The organism is Clostridium psychrophilum (assembly GCF_018861705.1).
Classification (GTDB): domain Bacteria; phylum Bacillota; class Clostridia; order Clostridiales; family Clostridiaceae; genus Clostridium_AD; species Clostridium_AD psychrophilum.
In genome coordinates, this window is record NZ_JAHLEC010000001.1 from 192,599 (window position 1) to 208,878 (window position 16,280).

18 protein-coding genes and 1 pseudogene are annotated in these 16,280 nt (G+C 28.7%); 3 read left to right on the forward strand and 16 right to left on the reverse strand.

The genetic code is table 11. The features are described 5' to 3' along the window. Positions 1-39: 39 nt before the first annotated feature. From KPL38_RS00855 to KPL38_RS00875, 5 genes are all read right to left on the reverse strand, one after another. On the reverse strand, positions 40-519 hold the full coding sequence (locus KPL38_RS00855; RefSeq protein WP_216285625.1) for a DUF6773 family protein: 480 nt from the start codon (positions 517-519) through the stop codon (positions 40-42). Next, a complete protein-coding gene (locus KPL38_RS00860) occupies positions 494-718 on the reverse strand; it encodes a helix-turn-helix transcriptional regulator (protein ID WP_216285627.1) in 225 nt (74 codons plus the stop codon). The genes KPL38_RS00855 and KPL38_RS00860 overlap by 26 nt, the downstream gene beginning before the upstream one ends. A 170-nt stretch (positions 719-888) precedes the next feature. Next, on the reverse strand, positions 889-1,353 hold the full coding sequence (locus KPL38_RS00865) for a GNAT family N-acetyltransferase (RefSeq protein ID WP_216285629.1): 465 nt from the start codon (positions 1,351-1,353) through the stop codon (positions 889-891). Positions 1,354-1,854: 501 nt separating this feature from the next. After that, on the reverse strand, positions 1,855-2,397 hold the full coding sequence (gene cmk / locus KPL38_RS00870) for a (d)CMP kinase (RefSeq protein WP_216285631.1): 543 nt from the start codon (positions 2,395-2,397) through the stop codon (positions 1,855-1,857). Positions 2,398-2,607: 210 nt separating this feature from the next. Beyond that, positions 2,608-3,405, reverse strand: a complete 798-nt coding sequence (locus tag KPL38_RS00875; protein WP_216285632.1) for a hypothetical protein — start codon at positions 3,403-3,405, stop codon at positions 2,608-2,610. Positions 3,406-3,776: 371 nt separating this feature from the next. Here KPL38_RS00875 and KPL38_RS00880 point away from each other — a divergent pair, with 371 nt between their 5' ends. Then, complete coding sequence (locus KPL38_RS00880) at positions 3,777-5,600, forward strand: MutS-related protein (RefSeq protein ID WP_216285640.1); 1,824 nt, start codon at positions 3,777-3,779, stop codon at positions 5,598-5,600. Positions 5,601-5,680: 80 nt separating this feature from the next. Here the strand turns inward: KPL38_RS00880 and KPL38_RS00885 are convergent, their stop codons facing one another. Then, positions 5,681-6,724: a hypothetical protein gene (locus KPL38_RS00885; protein ID WP_216285642.1), complete on the reverse strand. Its 1,044-nt coding sequence runs from the start codon at positions 6,722-6,724 to the stop codon at positions 5,681-5,683. A 346-nt stretch (positions 6,725-7,070) separates the two neighbouring features. On the opposite strand from KPL38_RS00885, the gene KPL38_RS00890 reads away from it, so the two are divergent. Beyond that, the gene (locus KPL38_RS00890; RefSeq protein ID WP_216285643.1) at positions 7,071-7,214 is read left to right on the forward strand and encodes a hypothetical protein; all 144 of its coding nucleotides are present in this window, start codon (positions 7,071-7,073) and stop codon (positions 7,212-7,214) included. Between the two features lie 254 nt (positions 7,215-7,468). Here KPL38_RS00890 and KPL38_RS00895 read toward each other — a convergent pair whose 3' ends face one another. The 9 genes from KPL38_RS00895 to KPL38_RS00935 form a co-directional block, all read right to left on the reverse strand. After that, positions 7,469-8,461, reverse strand: a complete 993-nt coding sequence (locus KPL38_RS00895) for an ABC transporter permease (RefSeq protein WP_216285645.1) — start codon at positions 8,459-8,461, stop codon at positions 7,469-7,471. A gap of 1 nt (position 8,462) precedes the next feature. Continuing rightward, the gene (locus tag KPL38_RS00900) at positions 8,463-9,386 is read right to left on the reverse strand and encodes an ABC transporter ATP-binding protein (protein ID WP_216285647.1); all 924 of its coding nucleotides are present in this window, start codon (positions 9,384-9,386) and stop codon (positions 8,463-8,465) included. A gap of 104 nt (positions 9,387-9,490) precedes the next feature. Next, a complete protein-coding gene (locus tag KPL38_RS00905; RefSeq protein ID WP_216285649.1) occupies positions 9,491-9,901 on the reverse strand; it encodes a hypothetical protein in 411 nt (136 codons plus the stop codon). A 203-nt stretch (positions 9,902-10,104) separates the two neighbouring features. Then, positions 10,105-11,289: an ABC transporter permease gene (locus KPL38_RS00910; RefSeq protein ID WP_216285651.1), complete on the reverse strand. Its 1,185-nt coding sequence runs from the start codon at positions 11,287-11,289 to the stop codon at positions 10,105-10,107. A gap of 2 nt (positions 11,290-11,291) precedes the next feature. Beyond that, positions 11,292-11,981: an ABC transporter ATP-binding protein gene (locus tag KPL38_RS00915; RefSeq protein ID WP_216285676.1), complete on the reverse strand. Its 690-nt coding sequence runs from the start codon at positions 11,979-11,981 to the stop codon at positions 11,292-11,294. Beyond that, complete coding sequence (locus KPL38_RS00920) at positions 11,971-13,119, reverse strand: efflux RND transporter periplasmic adaptor subunit (protein ID WP_216285653.1); 1,149 nt, start codon at positions 13,117-13,119, stop codon at positions 11,971-11,973. The genes KPL38_RS00915 and KPL38_RS00920 overlap by 11 nt, the downstream gene beginning before the upstream one ends. 168 nt (positions 13,120-13,287) lie before the next feature. Continuing rightward, positions 13,288-13,815: a sensor histidine kinase gene (locus tag KPL38_RS00925; RefSeq protein WP_216285655.1), complete on the reverse strand. Its 528-nt coding sequence runs from the start codon at positions 13,813-13,815 to the stop codon at positions 13,288-13,290. Between the two features lie 39 nt (positions 13,816-13,854). Next, positions 13,855-14,550, reverse strand: a complete 696-nt coding sequence (locus KPL38_RS00930) for a hypothetical protein (RefSeq protein ID WP_216285657.1) — start codon at positions 14,548-14,550, stop codon at positions 13,855-13,857. Between the two features lie 37 nt (positions 14,551-14,587). Further along, positions 14,588-15,313, reverse strand: a complete 726-nt coding sequence (locus KPL38_RS00935) for a LytR/AlgR family response regulator transcription factor (protein ID WP_216285659.1) — start codon at positions 15,311-15,313, stop codon at positions 14,588-14,590. A 306-nt stretch (positions 15,314-15,619) separates the two neighbouring features. On the opposite strand from KPL38_RS00935, the gene KPL38_RS00940 reads away from it, so the two are divergent. Beyond that, a complete protein-coding gene (locus KPL38_RS00940) occupies positions 15,620-15,808 on the forward strand; it encodes an alpha/beta-type small acid-soluble spore protein (protein WP_216285660.1) in 189 nt (62 codons plus the stop codon). 99 nt (positions 15,809-15,907) lie between these two features. Here KPL38_RS00940 and KPL38_RS00945 read toward each other — a convergent pair. Continuing rightward, positions 15,908-16,280: pseudogene (locus tag KPL38_RS00945) on the reverse strand (pyruvate:ferredoxin (flavodoxin) oxidoreductase); the annotation flags it as partial.

The window sequence follows — 16,280 nt, forward strand, 5'->3', positions numbered from 1 at the left end:
TTCAGATTCACATTATATACATAAATTGTTCAATTCATCTTATTTTTCATTCTTATTACTTTCAACAAATTTTTCTTCCAGTTTTTTTCTTCTTTTCTTTATTAGTTCTCCTGTTAATGCTAATGTTACAAATAGAACAACAAAAAGCACTACACCAGATAAACAAACTGTGATTATAAAACCTCTCATATTATAATAATTATGATGAATATAACTTGTGATAGCAATAATCACATCAAATACAATAGTAAAACTTATGGAATACAAAAGGTAAGATTTTATTCCTGGTTTTGTATAATAATCGTAATGTCCACCCTTAATATAAGCAATTGAAATTGCTATAGCTGAAATCATTAATACAATCCATTCACCACCTATTTGTTTAAAAGAAGAATTAAAAAATATCAACTGAATAAATATACTTGCAATTAATGCCCAAAACATAAACCAAAAAGCATAATGTTCAATTTTATACATTTCCATAAGTTCACGTTCATCTAATTTTTTCTTCTTTTTCATTATTATCATCCTCCCAGAATAAATCATTTAATGTTTTACCAAGTGCTTTACATATTGAAGTACAAAGCTTTAGTGATGGATTATAATTGCACGCTTCAATCATTCCAATAGTTTGACGGGTAATTCCTACAGCTTTTGCTAAATCTTCTTGATTCATATCACATTCAATACGTGCTATCTTCATTCTTTTGTTTTTCATAATATGACCTCCGTATATTACATATTGTAGCATATAATATTCGCAATGTAAATTATATATTGCATTTGTTTTAACAAAAATAGCAGACATAAGTTTGTCTGCTATTTAAATACTAATAATGTTTTGTTAGTTTTATTTTACAAATATGACATAAAAATAATGTGGTACAACTATTTTTTATAAAATACCAATGTTAATCTATCATTTATTACTTTCATTTCACCAGTTTGCTTATATCCCACTTTTTCGTACAAATGACAATTTCCTTGCTCCTGTAATATAGTATCTAATTCCCATTCATTTGCGTCAGAATACATCTGTTCAAGAATTTGAAATACCTTTTGTGCTATCCCCTTTCCTTGGTATTTTGGCAAGATAAAAATAGGACTAACACGATAGCGTTTATCATTCTTTTTTACTATTCTAACGCCACCAACATCTAGACTATCACTCTTAATAATATAATAATCTGTAAATGACTGATTGATTTTGTCAATTATTTTTTCTATTGGCTCATTTACAGGACTGGTTTCATAATCTTGATATTTCTCTAATAATGGCATGAATGATTTAATTTGCATTGTATGAATAATTTCTGCATCTTTCGACGACGACTTAGTTAAGGATATATTCATTATAGTTTCCCCTTCCGCTTCACAAGTAAATTAATTTTATAATAGTTGAACCCTACAGCCCGGCTAAAAGACTTAAGAATATATGTTCATTTTATAATAAAGTTGAAAGCATATAGGAGTGTATCGGATAGTATTTAATGAGTTTACAGAATCTTAGGTTATGTAATAATTGTTATATTCTCCTCAAAGGTGCAACAGTTTTGTAATAATTCTTTTGAGTTATTATCTTTCTAATGTAGTAATACAAAGTAAGTACTTAAATCTATGGATAATGACTTGAAATAAGAAATGAAGAAAACATTAAAATTATATTTAAAAATTCTTCTTTTGTAACTAGAAAATTTTCGTGAGACTGCACAGGACGTGCAGTCTAGCGAACCTGAGGCAAGAAGCCGAATGTGAGTGTTAGAAAATTTTATATTTTCAAAAGATTAGAATTACTCAATATAATTTTCTGTTTCGAATTCTTATTCAAGTCATGCATTAAGTATTTAAAACTCTTTACTCTTTAGCAATACCTCTAATCACTCCTAGAATTTTTTCTGTTACTTCTTCTAAGGTTTTGTGAGAAGTATCGATTACTAAATCGTAATTACTATTTTTATCTATATTCACATCATAAATTCCCTTGAACCTAGTTACCTCGAGTCTTCTTCTTTCAGTTATTCTCTCTCTAGCTTCATCTTTCGAAACATAATTTTCTGACTTTCCCCTCTTACTTGTCATAGCCCGTTCTACAGCAATATCTGTTTCTACTTTCAAATATATTTTAAAAGAATCAGGTATAAAATACCATGCAAGTCTAGCATCAAAAATAAAATTTTCATTTTCTCTTCCAATCTCCATAGTTTTATTGTCAACTTCATGATCTAGATTATTGTTAAACATATAATCATTATATTCCATAATAGACATACCCTTTTCTACAGCTAACTTTCTTTGTAATTCACCCACACTAAAATAAGTATAATTCATTACCTCACTTATAGCTTTAGCAACACAGCTCTTACCAGAATACAATTCTCCTGTTATAGTAATTTTCAATTCGACATCATCTCCTATGCTTGGAAGTATACTTTTTATAATTATGCAGATTTAAGACAAAATTACATTCATCGTATTATTTATTATAATTATTATAACATAAATTTCCAAAGCAAGACTTATAATATATGGAACTCTATATTGCTAAAAATAAAACTACCAAAATACAATTAATGTATTTTAATAGTTTTCATCTCTTATTCATAATGTTTATTTTGTAGCATTCGCAATTATATTATTAGCATAATTTAGGACTTGTTTCTTTTGATCTAAAGATTGGCTTTTAACATCATCTATTTTGTTCAAAATTAAACTTGCTTGGCTCTTTTGAGTAGAATTCATATACGAAGTAGCACTTTGTATTTTTTGCTTTGCCGCATCTAATTGAGTATCTACATCATCCTCGCTTAATGAATCTAAATTGCTAGTTGATGCGCCTTTAAAACCAACTGTTCCTACTAACTTATCATCTTCAATTATAAGACTATTGATAGCAATTGGAAGTTCATCTGTTTTTATTTTTATTAAGTTATCTTCAACATAAAAATTATTGTTGCTTTGCTTTGATATTAATGATAAAACCAATTTTTTAGGTAATGAAACCTTACCTAATTTAAAATTATCAGGATTATACGTGATTTCACCGTCTAAAAGACCCAATTGGCCCGTAGATGAAAATAGTAAATCAATGCTCTTATAACTAAAAGGTACTTCAATCAAAATTTTATCACCTGATATTTTAGCATTAACTTCATTAATGGTCATATCGCCCTTGCTTATAGGCACTTTTATGTATTGATTAATTGCACCATTAATATCCGCTTGAGTTATCTCAAATTGTCCAACATTAAGGAGTATCTGATTGCTAATCTTCTGCAAAACATTTGTGGATGCTGTTTTATCAACCACAGTCTCACTATTATTTAATATCATGTATGCAAAAGTTGCTATTGCAACTAATAAAATAATTGGGATCAATTTAAATTTGTGTTTTCTAGTTCCAGCCATAATTTCCTCCTTTATTCTTGTACTTAATATATTACCACAATTGTTATATCATAAAACTTTAAATCATATAATTCACAAACAATTTCTATTTAAAATTATATAGCTTTTATTACTGCTAAAATTTTTACATAAACAAGTTATAAAAAATTGTTAACTAACATAAACTCAATATTGATAAAGAATAATAAGATTTCTTTTAGATATCAGCTACAGTTTTTTATATGTTTTTAATGTCTAAATCATATAGTTCACATGTAAATTCGTGAATTAGCCAAATAAAATTGGTTATATTATCCTAATATTGAAAATTGCGGACCAAGCCTTAAATATGTTATTATATATCTAATAAAGTAAACATCTAGGAGGATATTATGGATACACAAAAAACACTTTATGTTAATAGGAAAAAACATTATGATAAATTATTGAAAAAACAAAATGATGCCATAAGTTTTATAAGCCTATTAAGATTAATAGTCTTCGTAAGTGGATTAGGGTTCACTGTTTTCTTTTTTTTACGAACCGCTTATTATTTAAGCCTTATATTGTTAACTATCACAACTATAACATTTGTAACTTTGGCAATTAAGCATAACAAAATAAAACACAACAAAATTAGGTGTTTAGTTTTATGTGAAATTAACGAAAATAGTATAAAACGAGTTAACAATAATTGGAAAGATTTTGTGGATAATGGTGAAGACTTTAGTGATGAGGAACACAGTTACTCGAAAGATTTAGATATCTTTGGTAAGAACTCACTTTTTCAATGGATAAACACCTGCATAACTTATCTTGGTAGACAAAAATTAAAAGATTCCCTCTCAAAACCTCAATATAACATTGAAGAAATACATAAAAGACAAGATGCTATAAAAGAGCTTTCAGAAAATATTGGATGGACACAAAGATTTTCAGCAGAAGCAATACTTAGTGAGAATAAAAATCATAATCCAGATGCTTTACTCGAATGGGTAGATGATAAAAATGATTTTTTTCTAAAACCATTAGTTGTAGCTATAATAAGATTATTGCCAGTTATAACATTCTCCCTTTTAGTATTATCTTTTATTTTTTCTCAGGTATCATATAGAATATTTCTTATAGGCATTGTGCTCCAAATAATACTACTCGCAATAGGATATAAAGAGATAAGTAGAAATTTAGACACTATATATCAATATAAAGATACAATTCTCATTTATAATAACCTCATTAAACATATAGAAAAGAAGAAGTTCCACTCGCAGTATTTAATAAATTTAAAACAAAAGCTTGTAAACAAAGACGGAATGAATGCGTCTTCTCAAATTAAAAAACTAGTAAAACTTGTAACTGTAATATCAGATAGAAAAAACATCTATTACTTTCCGATAAATGTGATTGCACTCTGGGATTATCAATGTTTAATTAATCTTCAGCGATTTAAAAAAGCAAGTGGTGCATTTTTATCAACCTGGATAGATGTTATAGGTGAAATAGAAGCTTTAAACAGTTTATCAATCATAGCCTATGAACACCGTGACTGGGCAATGCCAGAATTTCAGGACGGCTCCCCTGTTTTCATTGCTAAAAATATTGGTCATCCATTACTTGGAGAAAGCAGAGTATACAATGATATCCACATTGAAAGGTCGCAAAATGTTCTTTTAATAACAGGTTCCAATATGTCTGGGAAAAGTACACTACTTCGTACTACTGGTATTAATTTAGTATTAGCCTATGCAGGTGCCCCAGTATGCTCGGAAAATTTCAAATGCTCTATTATGGATATTTATACCTGCATGAGAACAAGTGATAATCTAGAAAAGAACATTTCATCCTTCTATGCAGAACTATTAAGGATAAAAAAACTTGTTACTGCTACCAAAGATAAAAAGCCAATATTCTTCTTATTAGATGAGATTTTTAAAGGCACTAATTCTATAGATAGACATACTGGTGCTAAAATTTTAGTTGCCAAACTAAGCACTGAAAATGCATTAGGTTTTGTATCCACACATGATCTTGAACTAGGTGACATAGAAAATACAAATAAAAGAGTTAAAAACTATCACCTTAGAGAATATTACAAAGATGATAAGTTATACTTTGACTATAAATTAAGGACAGGTGTGTCAACAACTAGAAATGCATTATACTTAATGAAAATGGCAGGTCTTGAGATTCCACCTGATATTGAAATTCCTAAATAAAAAAAGAGTTTATAATAAAAAAAACTATCAAAATACACACACATGTGCTTTGATAGTTTTTTTATGTACTCAAATACCTTTTATAGTCCAAAAGACTGCCTTAATTCTCTAATACTATCTGCGTCTACACTTGTAAATAATACAACTTTAACTCTATCTTTACTATTAGAATCCATCTTGCTGTAAATAGCTCTAACAGCATTTTGCTCTGGCATTGAATTATAAGAAGGATCAGATTCCATTTTTCCTATAGCTGAAATCATTAATGATAAAATGTGCTTTTCCTCTGATAAATTAAGCTTAGAATATGCATCTTTTAGTTCGTTATGTACCTTAGTTAATGCAAGACGCTTATTCGCTGCTTTTACTTGAAAATCTTGAGTGTTTTTTTCTTTTTCTTGCCCAGCCAGTTTAGATTTTTCTACCTCTGATCTTATTATTTTCAAATCCTTATTTACTTTTATAGGTTTGCTTTTTGATTTCTGTTCCAAACTAGTCTTATTGATATCTTCAAATAATTTTTTAATATTAAGTGTAGTAACTGTACCTACTATTTTATTATTAGTAATTTTAAAATTGTTAATTTTAAATGGAAATACATTAGAATTAATTTTTAATAAGTTACCATCAACATAAAAAGTTTTACTATTAACCTTTTTAATTTGAGAAACTACTAAACCTTTGGGTATTGATAGATTGCCTATTTTAAAATAATCAGCAATATAAGAAATTTTTTCATTTAAAAAATTAATCTTTCCTCGAGAAGAAAAAACTAAATTAGTATTTTTATAACTAATAGGTGCTCTAATCAAAATCTTATCCTTAAGTATTTGAATGTTAATACCCTTAACACTTATATTTCCCTTGCTTTTAAAATCTTTAAAATATAAGCTACTTACTTCATCTATATCCTTTTGATTTAACTCAAATGCTCCACCATTTGACTGCATATTTTTAAATTTATTTATTACCTCTACAGAATTAGTTTTCCTAAGTGTTAATTCATTATTTTGCATTAGTAGAAATGCAAAAATTGCTATCAATCCCAATAAAATAATCATAGGGAATAAGAATTTATACTTAATCAGTTTTTTATTTTTATTTATCTTATCAACTTTTGTCATATTACCCCCATTTTGCTTAATATCTATATACTACCACAGTTAATATTATTTTGAATTTTGTTTTAAATTATTTACAAAGAGTTTTTGTAATCTATATCAAAAATTTTAAATTTGTCTATTTTTCCACATTTTTATTTTTATTATTATTTTTTATCCACAATTATTGATTTTTCTGTGATTTAATATTTTATTTTTGGAATTTTTATGTAATTTAATTTCCATGAGCATTTTTTATTAACAATTCAACCATGTATATATTTTAGCAATTTACCTATGTTTCAATAGGTTTTTAATCTTTATTTTGAGCAAAATAATATCATAGCAATATCATGAAAGGAGAAATATTATGAAACATAATTTAATTTTTAAAAATTTAATTATACTGCTTTCTATAACCACTTTTTTAAAATGTTCCTTCTTGGTGGATTTTGCTTGTAAAAACAAAGACTATAAAGATAAATATGGAGTTTATCTAGTATTGTCCGATTAATTTAATAAAATACCTAGAAATAAAAAATTGTATAAGCTAAGCTTGTACAATTTTTTAATATATAATGGCTTTTGGTTAGTGTTCAAAATGATATTTATTTCTAAACGGTTTTTATTAATAAAGATAAATGATTTTAAAAATAATCTCCTTAAACCAGATAGTCTGTCTAATTTAAGGAAATCATATTAATTTATTCTACCGTTGCTTTTTTATAAAATTTAATCATCTTCTGGGAAGCTGTATTATAATTGTTATTAAATATCTCTTTTTTGAAAAACAAAATAACCTATAAAACAAAATATTATAGAATAGATAGCAGATATAATGATTCCAAAAGAAAGTGTTGTTCCATCAACATATGCTCCTTGAGTAATAAATGCAGCAAAATTAGTCAACCCAAATGGAAGATATTTACCCCAACTAAAATATATAGCTAGTTGTTGCATAATACCACTTACAACTAGAAGCAAGAATAAAGAAAATCCAGTTGCAATTGATCGAGAACGAGATATTGCGGATATTGTAAAAGCCACTATCACGTACACGAGCACTTGAAGAAATTCAAGTGCGAATATAATTATTGTTTTTAATAAAGCTGGTACATATATTATTTTATTACTCGTCCACAGCATTTCCTTAGCTCCCATACCGTTGAATCCGTAAAATATACCTATCATTATAAAGTTAAGGAAAAACGTTATTCCCATAAGTATAAGCCCATATAGTATTGTAGCAATGAGTTTTGCACTAAGAATTTCATATCGCTTGTAAGGGCGTGATATCATCATTTTCATTGTACCCTCAGAAAATTCACCAGCAACTAAAGCTGAACATGATATTATTAAAAGAAGGGCTATAATTCCACCATAACCTGCACTTGTAGCAAACTCCGTACTTCTTTGCCAAACGCTATTTTTAGTTTCTGGCTTAATATTGTTCTTAATTCTGTATTCACTTTCAGCAATGATCTTTTTAGATGATCCTATAGCCATTTTTGACATATTATCATTACTTTTCTCAGCTTGCTTTAGCTGGATTTTCTGTAATGCTACACCTTGTTTTAATTCCTGTTTCCAATTTTGTGAAACTTTTGTTGTCGTTGGAGTATTGTGAGATACATTATAATACTTCACAATGCCTGTTGCTGCTATTATAATTACAATTAGTATTATCATCATTACTTTTGTAGAAATTCTTTTCCATAGCTTTATGTTTTCTATTGAAACAAGTGTAAAAAAATTACCCATATTATTTCTCCTCCCCTGTGAGCTTCATAAATACATCCTCAAGTGATTTAGTTTCTTGTCTATCCATAGCGAAAATACCTATATCTGCAAGAGTTAAAGTTTTAACTATTTCAGGCACACGATCCTTAGTTGTTTCAATATGAACCCCATCACCCAATATGCTATTGTCAACACTCATGCTTGTTAAAATTGAAGTTGCCTTTTCATTATTATCAGATTCTAATATTAATACTGTTTTATCCCCTCCCTGGGACATATTAAGAAGTTCATCAACAGATTTCACTGTTATAATTTTTCCTTTATTAATTATACCAACACGGTCACACATCTGCTGCATTTCTCCTAATATATGGCTAGATACAAGCACTGTAAGACCAGTTTCTGATGAAAGCTTTCGAAGTAGTTCACGCATATCCTTAATGCCCGCTGGATCAAGACCATTTGTAGGCTCATCAAGTATTAGAAGTTTTGGGCTGTGAAGTAGTGCCTGTGCAATACCTAGCCTCTGTTTCATACCTAAAGAGTAAGTTTTCACCTTATCTTTTATTGCCCTCTCAAGGTCCACAATTTTTACTACCTCATTAATTCGTGCCTCATCCACACCTTTGTATATTTTAGCAAATATTTTAAGATTATCAAGACCAGACATGTACTTATACATATCAGGATTTTCAACAATGCATCCAATGTTGCGCATTGCCCCTTTAAAATCTTCTTTAACTGAGCATCCACCTACATATATACTTCCCTCAGTAATTTTCGATAATCCAACAATCATCTTGATAGTCGTGGATTTTCCGGCACCATTAGGTCCTAGAAAACCAAATATTTCTCCCTCTTTAAGATTAATAGAAATATCTGATACAATTGTTCGTTTACCAATTACTTTTTTTAGCTTTTCAACTTTTAATACTTCACTACTCATAATATGCCTCCTATAACTACATTTGTATTAACTTGTCACGATAAATTAAATCATCTCCTGGGTCGCTGTAACAGAGACCCAGGAGATGATTTGATAAAAAGTTTTTACATTTTCACTTTATCATCAGCAAAAAATATTTCTTTCTTCTTCCAAATAAATATTCCCATAAGTACTGGAATTATAAGTGAAATAAGAATAGTTGGTTTAAATCCAGTACTTACAATTGTGTACATAATATTTGCCACTTCAGCGACAAAATATATATATACTCCTAATTCTTTTTTCATTAAAATTAATATAACACCTAAAGCTACAATTATTACTAATACCAAACCAATAATTAATGTGCTTGTTGATGTCTCAGGTATTCCCATTGTTTTAAGCTGAGCTTTAGTCGCATCTGTCATGAAAAATGCCATTATGCTCCCTATTAATCCAAAACCACTAAATACCAATTGAATAATTGCCAATGTTTTTATACCTGCGCCTACTTTTGGTTTTTGAATATTTTCCATTATATTGCCTCCAATAAATATATTTTTTAAATAATATAATAATGACTTTCGTCAAAATTCCAGTTTGATTTTTAACAACATTTTGGAAGCTTCAAGTCTGCCATCTTCTATAAGTGGCAGTTGTCTAGCCTAGGAAAATTGCTTTGGTGGCAGTCTAAATCTGCTTCCAAAGTTGTTAATATTGCAGCGACCCAGGAGATGATTTAATTGTAAATCGCCTTAATTGGATCCATTTTCGATGCATTAATAGCTGGTATAATTCCAAAAATCATTCCAATAATAACAGAGATTGCAGTTGCTCCTATAACACTTGCCCCACTCATAACTGGAGGGAATGGCATAAACATACCAATTATTTTACAAAATATAAATCCAAATAATATTCCGAGTATACCACCAAGCCCTGTAACCATAATTGCTTCTATAAGAAATTGGAGTAATATACTTTTAGGTTTTGCCCCAATAGCCCTACGTATACCAATTTCTCGTTTCCGCTCAGTTACAGAAACATACATTATATTCATTACGCCTATTCCCCCAACAAATAAGGAAATACCACTAATGAGTGCTATGAAAGCAGTTAAATACCCAATAATTTGTTCAAAAATCTTAGTCGTTGCCTGAGGATCCTGAAGCTTATACTCACCTTTTAAATTAGGATGCGCCACTATAAGTTCTTTTTTTACGTTTTCAAAAACCTTATCTTTGTCTTCACCCGCTTTAATATAAACATCTAAGCTTGAAATAGCGGTCTCTGTATTCATATCTTCTTTTGAATCCTTTGAAATATAACTTGACCCCCCTGTTAGAGAGAATGCACCCTCTTTTTCCAAAACTCCTATTACCTCGTAGATAACTCCATTTACTGTTATTCCACAGCCTATGGCATCTTCTGGAGATTTAAAAAGTTTTTCGGCTGCTTTATACTCCAACATAATTAACTTTTTAGAACTTTCACTTTTTTTGAAAGAACGACCATACTTAATATTTATTTCTTTACCATCATACTCTTCTAGCATACTCTGTGTATTTTTATCAAAATATGCACATTCTCCATATGTATATCCGCCCATTCCTTGCATATCCTTAGATTCCTCAACCTTTTCTACTCCAGCCACTGTTTTAAGAGAATATGGATCAGATTTGCTAAAGGGTTCAATCAATGTTAAATCTGCTTCAACGTTTTCTGGCACAAAATTAACATTTATTTTATTTGCACTGGTGTCAGCCATAGATTCATTCATTTTTACCTTTAGTCCATTACCAACTGACATAATTGATATTACAGAGCTTATACCTATGATTATTCCTATCATTGTGAGAAAAACTCTTAATTTATGTGATTTTAGACTGTATACTGCAGTTTTGATTAAATTTATTATAGACATATCTAATCCACCTTTGTTATCTCTCCATCTTTTAAATGGATTACTTTGCTAGCATATTTAGTTAAATCATCATCATGTGTTACCATTATTATTGTTTTATTTTCTTCATTAAGCTTCTTTAATATATTCATAATTTCCTCTCTGGTTTTACTGTCCAGAGCACCAGTTGGCTCATCAGCTAAAATTACAAAAGGATTGTTAATGAGAGCTCTTGCTATTGCAATACGTTGTTGCTGTCCTCCAGATAATTGCGAAGGTGATTGCTTCTCTTTATGAAGCAATCCTACCGTTTCTAAATATTTTTCTACAAGGTGTGCTCTTTCTTTTTTAGGTATATCAGTACCTTCTTTATAAAGCAAAGGAAGTTCAACATTCTGACCAATACTCAATGAGTCTATCAAATGAAACTGTTGAAATATAAATCCCAGATAACTATTTCTAAGTTCTGATCTTTCATTTTCACTAAGATGAGTAACATCCTTGCCATTAAATTCATATTTCCCATTATCAAAATGGTCAAGGAAACCAAGAAGGTTTAAAAGTGTAGTTTTCCCGCTACCTGATTTTCCCATTATCATAACAAAGTCGCCTTGCTCTATAGTTAAATTTATATCCTTCAATACGTGTAATTTAGAATCCTTTAGCTTATAATACTTATTAATATTTGTTAACTCAATAAGATTACTCAACAGAAATACCTTCCTTCATATCTTTAGTAGTTAGTGATATATTGTCATTTTCAGCTAGCCCACTAAGTACTACAACTTGAGTCGTTGTACTTTTTTTACATGTGATAGCTTGTTTTTTTAACTTTTTATCCACAACCTTGAACACGTATTGTTTGCCAGCTTCCTCAAGTACCGCACTCTTAGGTATTTTCATCTCTTCTTCTCCTTCAAGCTTCACTGTAGCTTGTACATGAAACCCGTTTACAACATCTTTTTGTGAATCCAAAGATACATTTGCGTCATAATAAGATATGGCAGAAGCTCCACCTTTAGCCCCTTGAGCACCAGCCACTACATCTGGTATCGTCGGACTATTCCCTATGCTTTTTACCTTTCCAGTTACTGTTTTATTTATAGCAAATATAAGTATATCCACCTTTTGATTTTCCTTTATCTTTGTCTGATCTTTTTCATTAATACTTCCTTTTACATAAACTGTAGTAGACTCTATTACAATATATGGTTTCGTCATATCTTTAACATCACTTAATATTACTTTCCCATCTATCGGTGCTTTTATATAAGTGTATTCTTTCTCTTTTGAGTTATTCACCAAACCCCTTGAAGTGTCAATTTGAGTTTGCACAGCATCTATTTGATCTGAGTAGCCACTAATTTGAGTCTCAGTAGCCGCTGATGCGCCCATGGCAACACCACCAACACCAGGCTGTGCTACTTGTTGTTGTTTTTTTTCTTCTTCCTTCTGCTTTATTAAAAGTTTTTTTGCTTCTTCCTGTTTATCTTGTAATTTCTTTTTTTGATTATTAGCATTAGTAATTTCTTGGTTTCCCTTATCTATTTCATCCGTAACCAAACTGTTTCTGTATGTAAAAAGAGCATCACCCTTCGCTACTACCTGTCCATCCTCAACCGAAACCTCATTTATACTTCCTTTTGTTTCATCTCGAAATATACTTTCCGTTTTTTCAGGAACAATAATACCATTTACGAATATTTTGTCTTTGGCTGGTATTTTATATAGTTCTACTGCTTTACCTTTATTCCCGCTTGCTTTTTTATTATTTTTAATTGCATAGGCAATAATTCCAGTTATTATTATTACACCAATAATAATAATAAAAATAATATGTTTCTTTTTCATAGATTTTCCTCCCATAACGAATATTAAATATATATATATTTATATTGTATGTCATTTACAAATTAATTCAATAGAAAACACACAGAACGTATAGTTTAGCACATGGAAAAACAAAAGAAGATGGATTATAAAAAATTATCTCTCTTCTAAATTGTCTTTATAAATATTCTACTTAAATGCTATTCTAAATATAGTATAATTATCCTCAAAGAATAACTGAACATTACTACCAGTTTTTTCAGCTATTCTCTTTATATTGTAAAGTCCATATCCTCTGCCTTGCCCTTTTTTAGTAGAAAAGCCTCTCTTAAATATGTCTTTTATATTATTGGGGTCTATTGTTATTCCGCTATTTCTAACCTCTACAATGTTAGTGCTTCCTTCTGAATGTATATTCAAAATAACTACCTTATCACTAGTATTTTTAATAACCGCATCAAAAGCATTATCTATTAGATTGTTCAGAATATCTGAAATTTCATAATCACTTAAACTAGATTCTAATGAATTATTTGTCACATGAAATGCTAATTTTATATTTAATCTATCCGCTTCGCACAATTTGTTATATATTATAGCTTTAATTATAATATTATCGATGTAGATAATATCCTCTATAATACTACTTGAACATTTTAAAGATAACATAAACTTCTTTAATTCAGGTTTAACTTCTTTTTCGCTAGATATTTCCACTATTGCGTTGATAGTATTTAAATGATTTCTAAAATCATGTTATTTTCGTCTTATTTCCTCTACTATATCAACTAAAATAGGGTTATACTTATTTTGTAATTCTGCAACTTTTTTATCTTCACTTATTTTGACTATATAATAATACAAAAATATATTAATTAATAACATAACAAGAACTATAAATATATATACTAACAAATTGTTCAATATTATATTTTTATTATATTCCCATATTATTTTAGAAAACAAAGCATATGTTCCTAAATTAATTGCAAAATACCATAATATTTTAGAATCTAAGGCTATTAACTTTCTTAAACTTTTTATAAAATTATATCTTGAAATAGCAATAACAATTAACAATTCAGTCAATAAAAGAGCAATTCTGAATATGAATTTATGTGAGTATTCAAATCCAATAGCAGATGCAACTGCAATAAGACTTGCTTGCAAGACTAAATTTATACAACAGAATATAATAAATTCTAATGTGGTCTTCATTAATTGTCTTTTATAAATAAACTTAATCGAAAGTATTACACTTAAATAACTGATGATTATATTTAAGTATACATTTGCATTACTTGATACAATCATCACGCTTGTGCCTATTAAAATTACTGCCAAATTTTTTAACCAATTATTTTCATCTTTCAAAGAAAAATTTGACCATAATATAATAAACACAGTTAATTCAATAAAATTAGCTGAAAATTGTTGTAATAAACCTAGCATTTAATGTACTCCTTCCCTAAAGAATTTGAGAATGTAATTATTTAAATTTTTCCATTATTTTATCTTTAAATTTATAACCTAAAAGAGCTTTTTTATCATAATCTTTAAAGTGAATTTCACTCAATCTATTATCTAAACTGACGATTTCACTTATATGCTTAACATTTACAGCAAAAGCTCTATGACATTGTGTTATATTGTTACAATTTATAAGTTTAAGAATATTTTTTAGCCCTAAGCTATTAACTTTATAAGCACCATTTACTGTATGAACCATGCATGCCCTAAGCTTAACTTCTATAAAAAGTATATCATCAACATACACTTTCAAATTAACACCTTTTATAAGTTCAAATATCACATAAATTTTATCTTTTGGAACTACTTTTATGTTCTCGCTATGTGATATAAATCGTTTTGTCATATCTACTACTTCTGAAGCATCATAAGGCTTTATAATATAATCATAACAATGAACCTTTTTAAACGATTGAATTATATATTCAACATGAGTGGTTAAAAAAACAATAAAACTAAATTCATATTGAGGCATTTGTCTAAGATCCATTGCAAAATCTAATCCCGAAGAATTCTTTAAAGATATATCTATGTAAAATATGTCAATATTATTCTTACTTGTAATTTTTAAAGCCTCATCCCTATCTTCACATTCATATATGTTTATACATTTATCTATTTGTTGTATTGTCTTTTTTAAGCTTTTCCTTTGTATTTCATCATCCTCTGCTATTAGCACATTCATCTTTATTTCCCCCTAGTCAATAACTCCCCTAGCCTTTAAAATTAATATTTAGATAAATTATAAAAGTTATATATATATTAAAACAAACGTATATACCTGGTTTTCGCTTAATATGAACATATCTGACTTAATTTTACTATGTACTGGCTAAAGTTTCAAGTTTTTATAATATTTAGTCGGTTTTTTTGTCGTATTATAATTCTATAATATATCAAAACAAGAATAAATTACTATGAATATTATTTGTAATAATGTAAATTATAATATTATAAACAAAAATATTTATTAGAAATGGAGGTGAAATATATGTCTAGAAATAGAGTATTAGTTTCTGAAGCTAAAGCTGGATTAAATAAATTCAAAATGGAAGCTGCTAAAGAAGTAGGTGTAAAACTTACAGATGGTTACAATGGTGATTTGACTTCAAGAGAGAACGGTTCTGTAGGTGGTCAAATGGTAAAGAAGATGGTTGAGTCTTACGAAAAGAATTTGTAATAAAAGTAATCTATTCAAATAAAAAAGTATCTATAGTTAGACACATTTAATGTGTTTATCCTATAGATACTTTTTTACTTTTTAATATTGTTTTAATTTTTATTCACTAGCAAGTTTTTTGTAACCAGCTAATCTTTCTTTGGCATCATTTTCTGTTTTAGCATATAATTCTTCTGCTATTTCTGGGAATGTTTTAGCAAGTGAAGAATATCTTACTTCACCCATTAAGTAGTCTCTAAATGGTGTAGTTGGTTCTTTAGAGTCTAATATAAATGGATTTTTTCCTGCATCTTTAAGCGCTGGATTAAATCTATACATAGCCCAATATCCTGATTCAACAGCTCTCTTAGTTTCAAGTTGAGTACAACCCATTCCAACTTTAAGACCGTGATTGATACATGGAGCATATGCTATTATAAGTGATGGTCCGTTATATGCTTCTGCTTCTTTGAAAGCTTTTAATGTTTGTGCT

What these genes read in the sequence shown, in the direction of transcription:
- KPL38_RS00865 (WP_216285629.1), bottom strand. Translation starts at nt 1,353, where the DNA reads ATGAATATATCCTTAACTAAGTCGTCGTCGAAAGATGCAGAAATTATT.
- KPL38_RS00930 (WP_216285657.1), bottom strand. Translation starts at nt 14,550, where the DNA reads ATGCTAGGTTTATTACAACAATTTTCAGCTAATTTTATTGAATTAACT.
- KPL38_RS00905 (WP_216285649.1), bottom strand. Translation starts at nt 9,901, where the DNA reads ATGGAAAATATTCAAAAACCAAAAGTAGGCGCAGGTATAAAAACATTG.
- KPL38_RS00940 (WP_216285660.1), top strand. Translation starts at nt 15,620, where the DNA reads ATGTCTAGAAATAGAGTATTAGTTTCTGAAGCTAAAGCTGGATTAAAT.
- KPL38_RS00855 (WP_216285625.1), bottom strand. Translation starts at nt 519, where the DNA reads ATGAAAAAGAAGAAAAAATTAGATGAACGTGAACTTATGGAAATGTAT.
- KPL38_RS00890 (WP_216285643.1), top strand. Translation starts at nt 7,071, where the DNA reads ATGAAACATAATTTAATTTTTAAAAATTTAATTATACTGCTTTCTATA.
- KPL38_RS00875 (WP_216285632.1), bottom strand. Translation starts at nt 3,405, where the DNA reads ATGGCTGGAACTAGAAAACACAAATTTAAATTGATCCCAATTATTTTA.
- KPL38_RS00885 (WP_216285642.1), bottom strand. Translation starts at nt 6,724, where the DNA reads ATGACAAAAGTTGATAAGATAAATAAAAATAAAAAACTGATTAAGTAT.
- KPL38_RS00920 (WP_216285653.1), bottom strand. Translation starts at nt 13,119, where the DNA reads ATGAAAAAGAAACATATTATTTTTATTATTATTATTGGTGTAATAATA.
- KPL38_RS00880 (WP_216285640.1), top strand. Translation starts at nt 3,777, where the DNA reads ATGGATACACAAAAAACACTTTATGTTAATAGGAAAAAACATTATGAT.
- KPL38_RS00910 (WP_216285651.1), bottom strand. Translation starts at nt 11,289, where the DNA reads ATGTCTATAATAAATTTAATCAAAACTGCAGTATACAGTCTAAAATCA.
- KPL38_RS00935 (WP_216285659.1), bottom strand. Translation starts at nt 15,313, where the DNA reads ATGAATGTGCTAATAGCAGAGGATGATGAAATACAAAGGAAAAGCTTA.
- KPL38_RS00900 (WP_216285647.1), bottom strand. Translation starts at nt 9,386, where the DNA reads ATGAGTAGTGAAGTATTAAAAGTTGAAAAGCTAAAAAAAGTAATTGGT.
- KPL38_RS00895 (WP_216285645.1), bottom strand. Translation starts at nt 8,461, where the DNA reads ATGGGTAATTTTTTTACACTTGTTTCAATAGAAAACATAAAGCTATGG.
- KPL38_RS00860 (WP_216285627.1), bottom strand. Translation starts at nt 718, where the DNA reads ATGAAAAACAAAAGAATGAAGATAGCACGTATTGAATGTGATATGAAT.